Annotated in this window: 18 protein-coding genes; 3 read left to right on the plus strand and 15 right to left on the minus strand. The window is 59.5% G+C overall.

The window, feature by feature from the left end; genetic code table 11:
- Positions 1 to 58 precede the first annotated feature (58 nt).
- From ACIQVE_RS17385 to ubiE, 9 genes are all read right to left on the minus strand, one after another.
- Entirely contained in the window at positions 59 to 766 is a 708-nt protein-coding gene (locus ACIQVE_RS17385) for a 16S rRNA (uracil(1498)-N(3))-methyltransferase (RefSeq protein ID WP_402810450.1), read from the minus strand.
- A complete protein-coding gene (gene tatC / locus ACIQVE_RS17390; RefSeq protein ID WP_402810452.1) occupies positions 763 to 1,554 on the minus strand; it encodes a twin-arginine translocase subunit TatC in 792 nt (263 codons plus the stop codon). The genes ACIQVE_RS17385 and tatC overlap by 4 nt, the downstream gene beginning before the upstream one ends.
- Complete coding sequence (gene tatB / locus ACIQVE_RS17395) at positions 1,551 to 1,997, minus strand: Sec-independent protein translocase protein TatB (RefSeq protein WP_402810454.1); 447 nt, start codon at positions 1,995 to 1,997, stop codon at positions 1,551 to 1,553. Before tatB ends, tatC begins: the two co-directional genes overlap by 4 nt.
- Before the next feature lie 10 nt (positions 1,998 to 2,007).
- A complete protein-coding gene (locus ACIQVE_RS17400; RefSeq protein WP_402810456.1) occupies positions 2,008 to 2,289 on the minus strand; it encodes a twin-arginine translocase TatA/TatE family subunit in 282 nt (93 codons plus the stop codon).
- Positions 2,290 to 2,314: 25 nt separating this feature from the next.
- Positions 2,315 to 2,647: a phosphoribosyl-ATP diphosphatase gene (locus ACIQVE_RS17405; protein ID WP_003220849.1), complete on the minus strand. Its 333-nt coding sequence runs from the start codon at positions 2,645 to 2,647 to the stop codon at positions 2,315 to 2,317.
- Positions 2,640 to 3,041, minus strand: a complete 402-nt coding sequence (gene hisI, locus ACIQVE_RS17410) for a phosphoribosyl-AMP cyclohydrolase (RefSeq protein WP_064117075.1) — start codon at positions 3,039 to 3,041, stop codon at positions 2,640 to 2,642. The genes ACIQVE_RS17405 and hisI overlap by 8 nt, the downstream gene beginning before the upstream one ends.
- Before the next feature lie 80 nt (positions 3,042 to 3,121).
- Positions 3,122 to 4,726: a ubiquinone biosynthesis regulatory protein kinase UbiB gene (ubiB, locus tag ACIQVE_RS17415; RefSeq protein ID WP_402810458.1), complete on the minus strand. Its 1,605-nt coding sequence runs from the start codon at positions 4,724 to 4,726 to the stop codon at positions 3,122 to 3,124.
- Positions 4,723 to 5,346, minus strand: a complete 624-nt coding sequence (locus ACIQVE_RS17420; RefSeq protein ID WP_402810459.1) for an SCP2 domain-containing protein — start codon at positions 5,344 to 5,346, stop codon at positions 4,723 to 4,725. Before ACIQVE_RS17420 ends, ubiB begins: the two co-directional genes overlap by 4 nt.
- Entirely contained in the window at positions 5,346 to 6,116 is a 771-nt protein-coding gene (gene ubiE / locus ACIQVE_RS17425) for a bifunctional demethylmenaquinone methyltransferase/2-methoxy-6-polyprenyl-1,4-benzoquinol methylase UbiE (RefSeq protein WP_060542605.1), read from the minus strand. Before ubiE ends, ACIQVE_RS17420 begins: the two co-directional genes overlap by 1 nt.
- A gap of 154 nt (positions 6,117 to 6,270) precedes the next feature.
- Between ubiE and ACIQVE_RS17430 the strand changes: the two genes are divergently transcribed.
- From ACIQVE_RS17430 to ACIQVE_RS17440, 3 genes are all read left to right on the plus strand, one after another.
- Complete coding sequence (locus ACIQVE_RS17430; RefSeq protein ID WP_402810461.1) at positions 6,271 to 6,546, plus strand: polyhydroxyalkanoic acid system family protein; 276 nt, start codon at positions 6,271 to 6,273, stop codon at positions 6,544 to 6,546.
- Between the two features lie 244 nt (positions 6,547 to 6,790).
- Positions 6,791 to 7,213, plus strand: a complete 423-nt coding sequence (locus ACIQVE_RS17435; RefSeq protein WP_402810463.1) for a phasin family protein — start codon at positions 6,791 to 6,793, stop codon at positions 7,211 to 7,213.
- A gap of 10 nt (positions 7,214 to 7,223) precedes the next feature.
- Complete coding sequence (locus ACIQVE_RS17440) at positions 7,224 to 8,117, plus strand: phasin family protein (RefSeq protein ID WP_402810465.1); 894 nt, start codon at positions 7,224 to 7,226, stop codon at positions 8,115 to 8,117.
- A 328-nt stretch (positions 8,118 to 8,445) separates the two neighbouring features.
- On the opposite strand, the gene ACIQVE_RS17445 is transcribed toward ACIQVE_RS17440, so the two are convergent.
- The 6 genes from ACIQVE_RS17445 to hslU all read right to left on the minus strand — a co-directional run bounded on the left by ACIQVE_RS17445 (position 8,446) and on the right by hslU (position 15,684).
- The gene (locus ACIQVE_RS17445; RefSeq protein ID WP_402810466.1) at positions 8,446 to 9,066 is read right to left on the minus strand and encodes a TetR/AcrR family transcriptional regulator; all 621 of its coding nucleotides are present in this window, start codon (positions 9,064 to 9,066) and stop codon (positions 8,446 to 8,448) included.
- A 30-nt stretch (positions 9,067 to 9,096) separates the two neighbouring features.
- Positions 9,097 to 10,779, minus strand: a complete 1,683-nt coding sequence (gene phaC / locus ACIQVE_RS17450; RefSeq protein WP_402810467.1) for a class II poly(R)-hydroxyalkanoic acid synthase — start codon at positions 10,777 to 10,779, stop codon at positions 9,097 to 9,099.
- 138 nt (positions 10,780 to 10,917) lie between these two features.
- Entirely contained in the window at positions 10,918 to 11,772 is an 855-nt protein-coding gene (gene phaZ, locus ACIQVE_RS17455; protein WP_402810469.1) for a poly(3-hydroxyalkanoate) depolymerase, read from the minus strand.
- A 232-nt stretch (positions 11,773 to 12,004) separates the two neighbouring features.
- Complete coding sequence (gene phaC / locus ACIQVE_RS17460) at positions 12,005 to 13,684, minus strand: class II poly(R)-hydroxyalkanoic acid synthase (protein WP_402810471.1); 1,680 nt, start codon at positions 13,682 to 13,684, stop codon at positions 12,005 to 12,007.
- A gap of 258 nt (positions 13,685 to 13,942) precedes the next feature.
- Positions 13,943 to 14,320 (minus strand): gamma-butyrobetaine hydroxylase-like domain-containing protein, encoded by a 378-nt coding sequence (locus tag ACIQVE_RS17465; RefSeq protein ID WP_402810473.1) that lies wholly within the window; start codon positions 14,318 to 14,320, stop codon positions 13,943 to 13,945.
- A gap of 152 nt (positions 14,321 to 14,472) precedes the next feature.
- Positions 14,473 to 15,684 carry an HslU--HslV peptidase ATPase subunit gene (gene hslU, locus ACIQVE_RS17470; RefSeq protein WP_402810496.1) on the minus strand — a complete coding sequence of 404 codons (1,212 nt, stop codon included), beginning with the start codon at positions 15,682 to 15,684 and terminating at the stop codon, positions 14,473 to 14,475.
- Positions 15,685 to 15,692 lie beyond the last annotated feature (8 nt).

Raw genomic sequence — 15,692 nt, forward strand, 5'->3', positions numbered from 1 at the left:
TGGGGACTGTATCGGCTGGATGATGGCAATCTGTAACGCGATTTGTCTGGAGAAGGCGTCAGAACAATCGGGCGAGGAGGGCGGTGACGGCGGTTTCGACGCGCAGAATGCGCTCGCCCAGTTGCACCGGTTGCAGACCGGATTTTGCCAGCAGATCGATTTCGTAGGGGATCCAGCCACCTTCCGGGCCGATGGCCAGGGTCACCGGTTCGCTCAAGGCGCGCGGGCACGCTGGGTAGTTGCCGGGATGGCCAACCAGGCCGAGGGTGCCGTCGGTAATCGCCGGCAGTCGATCTTCGACAAACGGCTTGAAGCGTTTTTCGATGACTATCTCTGGCAGCACCGTGTCGCGGGCCTGTTCGAGGCCCAGGATCAACTGCTCGCGAATCGCTTCAGGTTCAAGAAACGGCGTCTGCCAGAAACTCTTCTCGACGCGGTAGCTGTTGACCAGAATCACCTTCGGCACGCCCATGGTCGCCACGGTCTGGAACACCCGGCGCAGCATCTTCGGGCGCGGCAGGGCCAGCACCAGCGTCAGCGGCAGCTTGGCTGGCGGCGGCTTGTCGAGGGTGACACGCAGTTCAGCTTCACCCGCCTCCAGGCGCAACAGCTCAGCCGAACCCATCAGCCCATTGATGCGCCCGACCCGCAGGCTGTCACCCACTTGCGAGCGATGGACTTCCTGCATATGGGTCAGGCGCCGATCACGCAACACGACACGGTCGGCCGCAATGAAATCGGCCTCTTCGAGCAACAGAAGGTTCATGCCTGGGTCGCTGGCGGCTGATCGTTGTGATCGTCGGCCGGATTCTCGTCCGGGCGTTCGCGTTTGCTGATCAGGCCACCGAACAGGATGCCGATCTCAAACAGCATCCACATCGGCACGGCCAGCAGGGTCTGCGAGAAGATGTCCGGTGGCGTCAGGATCATGCCGACCACGAAGCAGCCGATGATCACATACGGGCGGATCTTTCTCAGGTAGGCAACGTCGACCACGCCGATCCACACCAGCAGCACCACGGCCACCGGGATTTCGAACGCCACGCCGAAGGCGAAGAACAGCGTCATGACGAAATCGAGATAGCTGGCGATGTCGGTCATCATTTCCACGCCAGCCGGGGTGGCTGCGGCGAAGAACTTGAAGATCAGCGGGAACACGAAGTAATAGGCGAACGCCATGCCGGTGTAGAACAGCAGGATGCTCGAGACCAGCAGCGGCACTGCAATGCGCTTCTCATGCTTGTACAGGCCCGGCGCGATGAACCCCCAGATCTGATGCAGGATCACCGGGATCGCCAGGAACAGCGAGACCATCATCGTCAGTTTCAGTGGCGTCAGGAACGGCGACGACACGTCGGTGGCGATCATCGTCGCGCCGACCGGCAGGTAATGGCGCAGCGGCGTGGAGACGAACGTGTAGATCTGCTGGGTGAAGGCGAACAGCCCGGCGAAGATGATGAAGATCGCCGCTACACAACGCAGCAGGCGGGTGCGCAACTCGGTGAGGTGCGATACCAGCGGCATGTGCTGGTCGTTTTCGGGAAGATCGCTCATGAGGCTCGCGGCGGCAAAGGAGTGTCGTGAGGCGCTGGTGTGATCGGCGCGGCGGCTGGAGCTATGTGTTCAACCGAAGAGTCTGCAACAGCGGGTACCGGTTCTGCCGGCGCTACAACGGGACCAGGTGCAGCGGGCGCGGCAGGCGCATGAATCGTCTGCTGGGCCACGTGCTCAACCGTTGTCGGTTCTTGCTGAACCGGCTGGAAGATTTTCCGCGCTTCCTGCTCTAGCGACAGAATGTGTTCGTTGTGCAGTTGCCGACGAATCTCGTCGGCACCGATTTCACGTTCAACTTCCTGTTTGATCGCGTTGAAGCTGCGCTTCAGCCGTCCGACCCACAGGCCGGCGGTGCGCGCAGCACCCGGCAGACGCTCGGGGCCCAGCACCAGCAGGGCGACGAGGCCGACGAGCAGCAGTTCAGTGAATCTGATACCAAACATTAGTCAGTGCTCACACGTCTTTGCGGATCGGCTCTTCGACTTTTTGCGCCTGCACGTCGATGGTGTGCGGCGGGTTGGCCTGAGCGGTGGCTTGCGGCTGCACCGGTGGTACCGGTTGAGCAGGCGTCACGGTCGGATCAGCGTTCGGCTTCTCGTCGTCGTTCATGGCTTTGCGAAAGCCCTTGATCGACTCACCGACGTCGGTGCCGAGGTTTTTCAGTTTCTTGGTGCCGAACACCAGCACCACGACAACCAGAATGACGACCCAGTGTTTCCAGTCAAAAATGCCCATGTTGCTATTCCTCTCTAATAATTGTTCAGGCGGACGGACGCGAGGCTTTCTCGACGTGTCCGGACAGGCCAAAGCGGCGATCCAGTTCATCGAGCACGGCCTGCGGATGCTGCCCCAATTGGGCGAGCATGACCATACTGTGGAACCACAGGTCAGCGGTCTCGTAGATCACGTCGCTGCAGTCGCCGCTGATCGCGGCGTCCTTGGCGGCAATAATGGTTTCGACCGACTCTTCGCCGACTTTCTCCAGAATCTTGTTCAAGCCCTTGTGATACAGGCTGGCCACATACGAGCTGTCGGCCGCTGCGCCTTTGCGCTCTTCCAGTACCTGAGCGAGGCGCGTCAGAGTGTCACTCATGTTTGTGTCCTGCGGAGTAGATTGCGTGCGGGTCTTTCAGCACCGGGTCGACCGTTTTCCAGTCGCCGTTTTCGAAGACGCGGTAAAAGCAGCTTTGACGGCCGGTATGGCAAGCGATGTCGCCGATCTGTTCGACCATCAGGATGATCACGTCGGCGTCACAGTCCAGACGCATTTCATGCAGCGTCTGTACGTGGCCGGACTCTTCGCCCTTGCGCCACAGCTTGCCACGGGAACGTGACCAGTAGATTGCACGGTTTTCCGCGGCGGTCAGCTCGAGCGCTTCGCGGTTCATCCAGGCCATCATCAGCACGCGTCCGGTCTTGTGATCCTGGGCAATCGCCGGCACCAGGCCATCAGCGTCCCATTTGATCTCGTCCAGCCAGTTGTTCATCTTCGACTCCGACAGCGAACCCACACTTCAATAGTCGGGTTCAGGCGTTGAAACAGTGTGCCAGCCGATCACGGAACTGGCTATCGGCGAACGACCAGATACAAGCCGACGGCCACCATGATTCCCGCCGGCCAATGCCCCAATTCATGCATCGGGCCACCGGCGGCGAGGATAGTACCGCCCGCCAGATGGGCACAGCCGAGCAAACGCAGGAACCAGTCGTCCTTGCGTTTGTGCCACGGCGCCGGTGGGTCGTAGGCGTGTGGCTGCGACATGCGCTCGAGCAGGTCGCGAGCCATATTGGCCAAGTGCGGAATCTGTTCAAACTGGCTCTGTACGTTGCCGAGCAAGGCTTTCGGGCTGACGCGCTCGCGCATCCAGCGCTCCAGAAACGGCTGCGCGGTGTTCCACAGATCCAGATCCGGATAGAGCTGACGACCTAAGCCTTCGATATTCAGCAAAGTCTTTTGCAACAAAACCAACTGCGGCTGCACTTCCATGTTGAAGCGCCGCGCCGTCTGGAACAGGCGCATCAGCACCTGGCCGAATGAAATATCTTTTAATGGTTTTTCGAAGATCGGTTCGCACACGGTGCGGATCGCCGCTTCGAATTCGTTGAGCTTGGTTTCTGCCGGCACCCAACCCGAATCGATGTGCAACTGCGCCACGCGGCGATAATCACGCTTGAAGAAAGCGAACAGGTTTCGCGCCAGATAATCCTGGTCTTCCGGAGTCAGGCTGCCGACGATGCCGCAGTCGATCGCGATGTACTGCGGGCTCCACGGGTTGACCGTGCTGACGAAGATGTTGCCCGGGTGCATGTCGGCGTGGAAAAAGCTGTCGCGGAACACCTGGGTGAAGAAGATCTCCACGCCGCGTTCGGCGAGCATTTTCATGTCGGTGCGCTGATCGGCGAGGGTCGCCAGATCGGTGACCTGAATGCCGTAGATACGCTCCATCACCAGCACTTTCGGCCGGCACCAGTCCCAATAGACTTGCGGCACGTAGAGCAGCGGCGAACCTTCGAAGTTACGCTTCAACTGACTGGCGTTGGCCGCCTCGCGCAGCAGATCGAGTTCGTCGTAGATGGTTTTTTCGTAGTCCTGCACCACGTCCACCGGGTGCAGCAGGCGCGCGTCGGCCGACAGTTTTTCGGCGGCACGGGCGAGGATGAACAGCCACGCCAGATCCTGCGCGATGATCGGTTTCAGGCCCGGCCGGATCACCTTGACCACCACTTCTTCGCCGGTTTTCAGCTGCGCGGCATGCACTTGCGCCACCGAGGCCGAGGCCAGCGGTTCGACGTCGAAACGGCTGAACACTTCGCTGATCTTCTTGCCGAGCTGCGCTTCGATGAGCTTGATCGACACTTGGGAGTCGAACGGCGGCACGCGATCCTGTAGCAGCATCAGCTCATCGGCGATGTCTTCCGGCAGCAGGTCGCGGCGGGTCGAGAGAATCTGCCCGAACTTGATGAAAATCGGTCCCAGATCCTGCAATGCCAGACGCAATCGCGCGCCTCGGCTCAGCTCCAGCGTCTTGCGCGGGAACCAGCGCCATGGCAGCACATAGCGCAGCGCCAGGAGAAACCAGGGCAGCGGCAGATCGAACAGCAGGTCATCGAGGCGGTAGCGGATCACGACGGACTGGATGCGCAGCAGACGGCGGACGGCGAGCAGCTTCATGCGTTATCGCTTGGGTCGAGGGATCGGGAAAGGCGCTCGAAACGCGCCTCGAGACGTTCCAGATCAAGTTTGATCCGGTCCAGTTCGCTGAATCGCGCTTCGGCTTCGCGCTGCCCGACGAGGGTGCGCGATTCTTCGGCGAGGTACTCGGCGAGGTTCTGATTGAGGCTGGCAAATCCTTGTTGATACCAGCGCGCGCGGCTGCGCAGATGACTGCCAACCAGTTGCGTGGCGACCGGGCCGACCCAGCGCGAGAGTTCGTACTCCCAGTCCAGCTCAAGATCCTGCAACACGCCGGCCAGCTCCAGCAGTACGCCGCTGTCGCCATCAAGCTCGACTTCCGGGGCGTGCAGCACCGCGGTCTTGTCTTTGCTCAGGGCCAGTTTCAGCAGGCTGGACGCCGGGGCGCGCAGGGTGCAATCGACGCCGGTTTCCCAGTGCGAGGCCAGCATCAGGCCTTCGTCGCTGGGCAAAATGAACAGTTGCAGCGCCGGGCTGCGGCAATCGACGGCAATCACTTTGCCGGTCAAATGCGCCAGCCGCGGCAGCGCCGTGCTGTCGAGACGCAGCACCCGGTTGAGGCCGAGTTCAACGCTGGCGAGCAGCCCGGTGAGCAGCATCAGGGCTTGATGCCGCGGTGCAGGGCGACGATGCCGGCGGTCATGTTGTGATAGGTCACGCGGTCGAAACCGGCCTCGACCATCATCGACTTCAGGGTTTCCTGATTCGGGTGCATGCGGATCGATTCGGCCAGGTAGCGATAGCTTTCCGAGTCGTTGGTGATCAGCTTGCCCATCAGTGGCATGAAGGCGAACGAGTAAGCGTCGTAGGCTTTGGACATCAGCGCGTTGGTCGGCTTGGAGAATTCCAGCACCAGCAGACGGCCGCCCGGCTTGAGCACACGCAGCATCGAACGCAGGGCGTCTTCCTTGTGCGTCACGTTGCGCAGGCCGAAAGCGATGGTCACGCAGTCAAAGTGGTTGTCCGGGAACGGCAGTTTTTCTGCGTCGGCCTGGACGAATTCGACGTTGCCCGCCACGCCCAGATCCAGCAGGCGGTCACGACCGACCTTGAGCATGGATTCGTTGATGTCAGCCAATACGACCTGGCCGGTAGGGCCGACCAGATGCGAGAACTTTTTGGTCAGGTCACCGGTGCCACCGGCGATGTCGAGCACGCGGTTACCGCTGCGCACGCCCGACAGTTCGATCGCGAAACGCTTCCACAAACGGTGCATGCCGCCCGACAGAAGGTCGTTCATCAGGTCGTATTTAGCGGCTACGGAGTGGAATACCTCAGCGACTTTTTCCGCTTTCTGGCTTTCCGGAACGTTTTTGAAGCCGAAGTGAGTGGTGGGTTCGGCATCGCTGCCTTTGCGCTGATCAGTCATATCGCTGTCACCAAAAGAGAATGCGCGACATTCTAATCCCCAAGGCATGCTTTGTCTTGGAATGGCTAAAGGTAAGATGGGCAACCTTCGGGACGATTTGCCGCAGACGCGGTCAAGATTTACCATCACCTATTCATCAATCAGGAGTCATTCGATGGCCAAAATCAGTGTTGAGCGTGCCCACACACTGGGCAAGGAAGCCGCCCGCGAGAAGGCCGACAAGCTGGCCAAAAAGCTTAATGAACAATACGGTCTGGAACCGCAATGGTCGGGCGACGTACTGAATCTCAAGCGCTCGGGTGTGAAAGGCGCGGTGCATGTTGGCGATGACTCGATCCGCGTGGATGTGGAACTTGGCCTGATGATGTCGGCCATGAGCGGCATGATCAAAGCCGAGATCGAGAAGGCTCTCGACAAAGCGCTGGTCTGACGTATTTGCTGAGTCCCGAATCCCTGTGGGAGCGAGCTTGCTCGCGAATGCGATGTGTCAGTTGACTGAAATGTTGGCTGATACGACGCTTTCGCGAGCAAGCTCGCTCCCACAGTTTTTTGTGTTGCGCCCCGGGATTCATGTCAGTTGTTAGGGTGCCGTTTCTAATTTTTCTGCCTACTTTGTGCCTGAGCCCGACACTTTCGCGGGCAGTTCCTCAAACCTTCTGCGCGTGAGGTGCACCATGGCCAAAGTAATTTTGAAGAAAAAAATCGACGCTTCGACTTCTGCTCTGAGCGACGTCAAATCCTATGCCCGCAAGATCTGGCTGGCAGGCCTGGGTGCCTACACCAAGGTTGGCCAGGAGGGTGGCGAGTACTTTCAAGAGTTGATCAAGGCTGGTCAAACTGTTGAAAAGAAAGGCAAAAAGGTAGTCACCGAAAAACTCGAAGCGGCCAATGCCGAAATCGACGAAGCCCGTGATGAAGTCAGTTCTTTCAAAGGTCGTGTCGAAGTTCAGCTCGACAAGGTTGAGAAGGCATTCGACACCCGTGTAGCAGGCGCCTTGAATCGTATCGGCATTCCGTCTAAACATGACGTTGAGACACTCTCTGCTAAGCTCGATGAGCTGACGGCATTGCTCGAACGCGTCGCGCGTAAATCTTAAGGAGAACGGGATGGCTGGTAAAAAGAACACCGATAAAGAAGGCAGCTCGTGGATTGGGAAAGTCGAAGACTACTCCCGCAAAATCTGGCTGGCTGGTTTAGGCGTGTACTCGAAGATCGACACTGACGGCAGCAAGCTCTTCGATACATTGGTTAAAGACGGCGAGAAAGCCGAGAAGCTCACCAAGTCTGCAGTCGGCAAGAAAGTCGATGCCGCCAAGGATTCTGCTTCTTCCGCCAAGTCGCGCATCAGCGGCGTGAAAGATCGCGCGCTGGGCAAGTGGGACGAGCTGGAAGGGGCTTTCGACAAGCGCCTGAACAGTGCGATTTCACGCCTGGGCGTACCGAGCCGCAATGAGGTCAAGGCACTGCACAGCAAGGTTGAAACCTTGACCAAGCAGATCGAAAAACTCACGGGTCTGAAAACCCAGCCAGTCGCGGCGAAAACCGCGGCGGCGAAACCGGCAGCCAAAACTGCAGCGGCCAAACCAGCAGCTAAAACGGCGGCCAAGCCATTGGCCAAAGCGGCTGCCAAACCGGTGGCGAAAGCTAAAGCTGCGGTTAAATCGGTAGCGAAAACTGCTGCCGCCAAGCCTGCAGTCAAGGCAGCGGCCAAACCAGTTGCCGCGGCCAAGTCGGTTGCCAAACCAGCAGCAAAAGCAGTCGCCAAGCCAGCCGCGAAAACCGCTGCTGCCAAACCGGCTGCCAAACCGGCTGCGGCGAAGAAACCAGCAGTAAAAAAACCGGCCGCGCCGAAAGCCGCTGCGCCGAAACCGGCCGCTCCAGCAACCAAGCCTGCGACCCCGGCAACCCCGGCCAGCGCGTCGAACTCCGCCGCTGCACCGACCCCGGTGGTAACCCCGACTGCTGCATCGACCCCGTCGACGCCAACCAGTCAGTCCTGATTTTTCAGGGCAAAACAAAACGCCCGGCCTGTGAAGGTCGGGCGTTTTTGTTTGTGCATTTTAAAAGCAGGCCCTCACCCCAGCCCTCTCCCGGAGGGAGAGGGAGCCGACCGAGCTGTCTCGTGTCAAACATCGACCTGAAAAACCGAGTCGATTATGGATTCAACACAGCTTTTTCACGTTGGCCGGTCTGTTGAAAGACCGAATCGATTATGGATTCAGCACATCACGTTCACGTCGGCGGACTTCTTGAATATCCTCCAATCAGTCCCCTCTCCCTCCGGGCGGTCCGACGTTTCGGGAGGGCTAGGGTGAGGGGCTTTTGAAGTTAATCGTGGTCTTCCAGATACTGCAAAGCCATCCGCTCCGTCGCCACCTTCACCGGCGGCAACAAATGCGGCGCCACCAGCATCATGATCTGATAAACCACCAACCTGACCTCACCCTCGCGATCCAGAATCCGCTGATAGTCCAGCGAAAACAGCAACGTCATGGTGATCTGCTCAACCAGTTGCCCCAACGCCTGAGTATCGCTGACCAGTTGCCCCGACGCCTTCAATCGCGCCAGCAATGATGCCAGCGTGCGCTTAAGGGCATTGAGCAGATTGCGAATCCCCTTCGCCAGTTTCGGCAGGCGTCCGGCGAGATTCGACAGGTCCTGGAACAGGAACCGATACTGCGCCAGCCGCTCGACGATCAAATGCAAAAACAGCCAGTAATCTTCCGGCGCCAGCTCCACCTCCGGCGGTGGGTCCAGCAACGGTGCCAGTTCATTCTGGAAGCGATCGAACAGTCCGAGTATCAGCGGTTCCTTGCCGTGAAAGTGGTAGTAGAGGTTGCCGGGGCTGATCCCCATTTCATTGGCAACTTCCATGGTGGAAACGTTCGGCTCGCCCTTTTCGTTGAACAATTGCAGAGCACATTCGAGAATCCGGTCGCGGGTTTTCATCCAGTCTTCTTAGAAAAGTTCGGTTAAGCGTCAGCGCACACGCACGTAAGTACCGGGTGCTGCCTCCATCGGTGGATAGTTCGGGTTGCCGAGGGTCATCTGGGTTTCGTGCTGGGCGCCCGAGCGCTGCTGAATCCATTCCAGCCACTGCGGCCACCAGCTGCCGTCGACGTGTTTGGCGTCGTAATACCAAGCGCGGGGGTCGCTGCTCATCTTGCCGTTCTCGACGTACGCGGCTTTCGGGTTGCTTGGCGGGTTGAGAATGCTCTGCACATGGCCGCTGTTGGACAGCACGAAACGCCGTTCGCCACCCAGCAACAGGGTCGAGCGATACACCGCATCCCACGGCGTGATGTGGTCGTTCATGCCGGCGACGCTGAAGCTGTCGACCGTGACTTTCTGCAAGTCAATCGGAGTGCCGCACACTTCCAGCCCGCCCGGGTGGGTCAGCGGGTTGTGCTTGAAAAAATCCAGCAAGTCGCCGTGCAAGGCAGCTGGCAGGCGGGTGTTGTCGTTGTTCCAGTAAAGGATGTCGAAGGCCGGCGGTTCTTTGCCCAACAGGTAGTTGTTGACGAAGTAGCTCCAGATCAAATCGTTGGGGCGCATCCAGGCGAAGACCTTGGCCATGTCGCGACCGTCGAGCACGCCTTTTTGATAGGAGCGACGTTTGGCGGCTTCGAGGGTCTGCTCGTCGGCAAACAGCGTGGCGGGGGTTTCGATCTGGCTGTCGAGCAGGCTGACCAGATAAGTGGCGCTGGAGATGCGGCGCAATTGCCGCTTGGCTTGCAAATGACCTTGCAGTGCGGCGATGGTCAGGCCGCCGGCGCAGGCGCCCATCAAGTTGACCTCGCGCGCGCCGGTGATTGCCCGGCACACGTTCATCGCCTCTTCCACGGCCTCGACATAGGTCGACAAGCCCCACTCGCGGTGGCGCACATCCGGGTTGCGCCAGCTGATCATGAAAGTCTGCAAGCCGTTCTTCAGGGCGTACTGGACGAAGCTGTTGTGCGGGCTCAAGTCGAAAATGTAGTACTTGTTGATTTGCGGCGGCACCACCAGCAGCGGCTTGGCGTACTGTTTTTCGCTCATCGGCTTGTACTGGATCAGCTCGAGCATCTCGTTGCGAAACACCACTGAGCCCGTGGTGGTGGCAACGGTTTTACCGACCTCGAAGGCCTGGCGGGTAACCTGCCGTGGCAGGCCATCGTTGTGCAGCAGATCATCGAACAAATGACTGAGGCCGCGCACCAGACTGTTGCCGCCGGAGTTGAACAGCTCCTTGATCGCCAGCGGGTTGAGCAGGGTGTTGGACGGCGCCACGGCGTCGTTGAGCAGGGTGAAGGCGAAGTGCGCGCGGGCGCGGTCGTCCGGGTTCATGTTGCTGTCGTCGATCCAGCTTTTGACCTGCTTCTGCCAGGCGAGGTACGCCTGCAGACTGCGCCGATAAAACGGATTGAGACTCCACGCCGGATCGGCAAAACGGCTGTCCTGCGGATTGGTCGGGTGCAGGGTCTCGCCAAGCAGCACGCGACCGAGTTGGCCACCCAGTTTCAGGGCGTGCTTCGCGCTGTGAAACGGGTTGCGCAGCCCATGGGCGGCGACACTGCGCAGCGTCGAGATCATATCCCGACCACGCAGACCGGTGATCGCACTTTGTGCGTTGATGAATACGGCGGGGCTGGGCACCACGCCCGTCGCTGGTTTGTCGCGCATGACTCAACACTCCTTCGTCTTCAGGCCAAAAACAAACTCACCGAACTAGAACACCATAGACGCTGTTGCGGGTTGCTGCCTGCGTGGCGTCCTGCCACGCACTCTTTATAACGCCCTGCATAAAGCCTGCCGCAGCGATCAACCGCCCAACGGTGTTGGGTGCGGGTGCATCACCGCTCGCTGACGTTCCTCCTGGAGGAATTTCATGATGATCGGTGCCACGGCTTCGGCGCGGGTAATCAGGAACAGATGACCATCGTCGATGATGTGCAACTGGGCGTTGGGAATTCGCCAGGCAAGCATGCGCATGTTGATCAACGGGATCAGCGGATCGTCGTCGCCGGCCAGCACCAAGGTGGGTTGTTTGATCTTGTGCAGCCAGTGAATGCTGGTCCAGCCGAGGCCGGCGAACAGTTGCCAGTAATAACCGAGCTTGCCCGCCGAACGCACTTTCGCGGCATGGCTGGCAGCCAGCGTCGGGTCGCGGCGGAACGAGCCGCCGTAGATCAGCGGCGCGATGCGGATCACATGGGACGGCTGGATGTAGCGCCTGGGACTTGCCATCATCCACAACACTTTAGGTTTGCCCGGCACCATCACTGCACCAGCAGCGGTCGCCGCCAGCACCAGTTTCTTACAGCGCTCGGGATAGTCGTAGGCAAACTGCTGCGCGAGTGCGCCGCCCCACGACACGCCGATCACGTTGACCTGGCCGTAGTTGAGATAATCGAGCATCCGCGCCGTCAGTTTGGCCAGGCCGGGAAAGCGATACGGTCGGTGGGGCGTTGAGGAGCCGCCGACACCGGGCACGTCGAAGGCGATCACCTCCAGATCCGGGTCCAGCGCTGCGACAAATGGAAACACCAGCTCCAGGTTGGCGCCGATGCCGTTGAAAATCAGCAAGGGCGTCAAGTGAGGCTTGCCGGGGCGTACCGCGGTGCGGAGGGTCTGGCCATCCAGCTCGACAGTACGGAATATGAACGGTTGCGGCATGCGTCAGGCCCTGTGAATTAATTCATCCCGCTCCCTGTAGGCGCGGGACCTGTGGCGAGGGGATTTATCCCCGTTGGGTCGCGAAGCGGCCCCGAAACCTGTACATGCGATTTGTCAGGCATATCGCGTGTACTCGACTCACGACTGCTTCGCAGCCGATCGGTGCGGTGCGACGTTTCGCTAAATCCCCTCGCCACAGGCCCGCTCCCACAATGGAATCGAGTAGTGTCAGTTACCGCTCGTGTACGTAAGTGCCCGGCGAGGCTTCGCCCGCCGGATAAGCCTTGTTGCCCAGTTTGGTCGGGGCCTTTTTCAGGTTGCCCGCGCGCTCGGCCTGCCACGCCTGCCAGTACAACCACCAGGAATCCGTGTGTTTGGTCGAGTTTTCTTGCCAATCATTGGCATTGGCGGCCATCTCTTCGCCGGTCATGTAACGAGACTTCGGGTTCCCCGGCGGGTTCAGAATGCTTTGGATATGGCCGCTGCTCGACAATACGAACTCCACTTTGCCACCGAACAACTGGGCCGATTTGTAGCAGGACTTCCACGGGGTGATGTGGTCGTTGGTGCCGGCCAGCGAAAAGATGTCGGCGGTGACCTGCTTGAGGTCGATTGGCGTGCCGCACACTTCCAGTGCATTGGGGCGAATCAGTGGATTGTTTTTGAACATTTCGATCAGGTCGCCATGGAACGCTGCCGGCAACCGTGTGGTGTCGTTGTTCCAGAACAGGATGTCGAACACCGGCGGCTCGTTGCCGAGCAGGTAGTTGTTGACCCAGTAGTTCCAGATCAGGTCGTTGGGGCGCATCCACGCGAAGACTTTGGCCATGTCTTTGCCCTCAAGCACGCCGGCCTGATACGAATGGCGCTTGGCGGTCTCCAGGGTCTGTTCGTCGACGAACAGCGCAACGTCGCTGTCTAGCGTGGTGTCGAGTACGCTGACCAGCAGGGTCAGGGCATTGACCTTCTTCTCGCCGAGCGCCGCGTAGTGGCCGAGCAGGGCGGTGCAGGTGATGCCACCGGAGCAGGCGCCGAGCATGTTGATGTCTTTGCTGCCGGTGATCGCGGTGACCACGTCGACCGCTTCTTTCAGCGCATCGATGTACGTCGACAGGCCCCACTCGCGCTGCGCCTTGGTCGGATTACGCCAGCTGACAATGAACGTTTGCACGTTGTTGCGCAGGCAGAAACGCGCCAGGCTCTTGTCCGGGCTCAGGTCGAATACGTAGAACTTGTTGATCTGTGGCGGCACCACCAAGAGTGGGCGCTCGTGGACTTGCTCGGTGATCGGCCTGTACTGGATCAGCTCCAGCACATCGTTGCGAAACACCACCGCGCCTTCCGTCACGCCCAGGCTCTTGCCAACCTCGAACGCGCCCATGTTGACCTGGCTCGGCATGCCGCCGTTGTGCACCAGATCCTTGGCCAGATGCGAGAGGCCATCGAGCAGGCTTTTGCCGCCGGTTTCGAAGAAACGTTTGACCGCTGCGGGGTTGGCCGCGGTGTTGGTCGGGGCCATGGCTTCGGTCATCAGGTTGATGACGAAGTGGCCACGAGCGATGTCTTTGGGCGACAGGCTGCTGTCGTCGATCCAGGCATGGAGTTCCTTGCGCCACGCCAGATAGGTTTGCAGATAACGTTTGTAGAGCGGGTTCTGGCTCCACGCAGGATCGGCGAAACGACGGTCATCGCCTGCCGGTTGCAGTTCGGATTTACCAAATAGCACGTTCTTCAATTCGAGGCCGAAATGGGTGACGTGCCTGACACTATGGATCGGTTGTTTGATGGCCTGTTTGAGCACCATACGAGCAGAGGCCAGCAGATCCTTTCCGCGCAGCCCAACGACGGGATTAAGCCCCAGGGTGTTTTCCGAGGCTTGGTACTTCAGGTCATCGTTATTCTTGTTACTCATCTACGACGCTCCATTGTCCTGAGACGAGTACCCGGCTTTCTGCTGTGCAGTTCCACAGCCAATGCCAGGTACTACTGCTCGGGTGACCGTTAATTCTGCATAGCTGCTTTACAGTCGTAGAGCACTGCAGGGAACTTGCCAGCTCCATTGGTTACCCGAGTTTAATTTTTTTCGCAAGCGGGCCGATCCTCGACGCCGCAGCGGAGCATTCAAACAGATGAAGTTAGAAAATGCCCTCTAAAGAGCACGAGCCTCGGTCTAGAGCATCAGCTTGACGATCGACTCGTCCGGATCGCGAGTTTTACCGGCGGCTTTGAGCTCGGCCAAATAATCGGCCCAGAGTGCGTCATAACGTCGCCCCAGCTCAAAGAGATATTCCCAGGTGAACAAGCCGCTGTCGTGGCCGTCATCGAAGGTCAATTTCAGTGCGTAGTGACCAGCCGGTTCCAGCTTGGTCAGACCGACATTGAGCTTGCCGAACTGCAGGATGGGTTTGCCGTGGCCCTGGACCTCGGCGGAGGGAGAATGCACGCGCAGAAATTCCGCGGGCAGGGTGAACTCCTCGCCGGACGCGTAGGTGAGCGTCAGGGTTTTCGAGGCTTTGTGCAGTTTGATGTCGGTGGGGATTTGGGTCATGGGCTGGCGTCCTTAATGTGGCGACCCCGATCTAAATGTGGGAGCGAGCTTGCTCGCGAAAGCGGTGTATCAGGCAACAATGATGTCGACTGACGCGCCGTCTTCGCGAGCAAGCTCGCTCCCACAGGGTCCGCTACCGCTGTAGGTATGACCTACAGGATATAACGGGACAGGTCTTCGTTCTCGGCCAATTCGCCGAGGTGGCTGTTGACGTATGCAGCGTCGATCAGGATCACCTTGTCATCGTGAGTGCTGGCCAGATCGCCGGCACTGAACGACACCTCTTCAAGCAAGCGCTCAAGCAGCGTGTGCAGACGACGGGCACCGATGTTCTCGGTCTTCTCGTTGACCTGCCAGGCGATCTCGGCGATGCGCTTGATGCCCTCCGGCTGGAACTCGATGTTCAGGCCTTCGGTTTTCAGCAGCGCGCAATATTGCTCGGTGAGCGAGGCATGCGGTTCGCTGAGAATGCGCTCGAAGTCTTCCGGGCTCAGGGCCTTGAGTTCGACACGGATCGGCAGACGGCCTTGCAGCTCCGGCACCAGATCGCTCGGCTTGCTCAGGTGGAACGCGCCGGAGGCGATGAACAGGATGTGGTCAGTCTTGACCATGCCCAGTTTGGTGTTGACGGTGCAGCCTTCGATCAGCGGCAGCAGGTCGCGCTGCACGCCTTCGCGGGATACGTCGACGCCGCCGGAGTTACCGCGCTTGGCAACTTTGTCGATCTCGTCGATGAACACGATGCCGTGCTGCTCGACCGCTTCCAGCGCCTTGGCCTTCAACTCTTCTTCGTTGACCAGGCGCCCGGCCTCTTCGTCGCGCACCAGTTTCAGCGCTTCTTTGACCTTGAGCTTGCGCGCCTTCTTCTTGCCCTTGCCCATGTTGGCAAACAGGCTTTGCAACTGGTTGGTCATCTCTTCCATGCCGGGCGGCGTGGCGATTTCGATGCCGGCCACTTCGGCGACTTCGATCTCGATTTCCTTGTCGTCCAGTTGGCCTTCGCGCAGACGCTTGCGGAACAGCTGACGGGTGTTGGAATCCTGGCTTGTCGACTCATCGCTGTTGAAGCCCATGCGGGCCGGCGGCAGCAGCGCGTCGAGGATGCGATCCTCGGCGGCGTCTTCGGCGCGGTGGCGAACGCGGGTCATTTCCTGCTCGCGCAGCATCTTGATCGCGGCATCGGCCAGATCACGGATGATCGACTCGACGTCACGGCCGACATATCCGACTTCGGTGAACTTGGTCGCTTCGACCTTGATGAACGGCGCGTTGGCCAGTTTCGCCAGACGACGGGCGATCTCGGTTTTACCGACACCGGTCGGGCCTATCATCAGGATGTTCTTCGGGGTCACTTCAACGCGCAGCTCTTCAG

The organism is Pseudomonas sp. NPDC098747 (assembly GCF_044760045.1).
In the GTDB taxonomy this organism is placed as follows: domain Bacteria; phylum Pseudomonadota; class Gammaproteobacteria; order Pseudomonadales; family Pseudomonadaceae; genus Aquipseudomonas.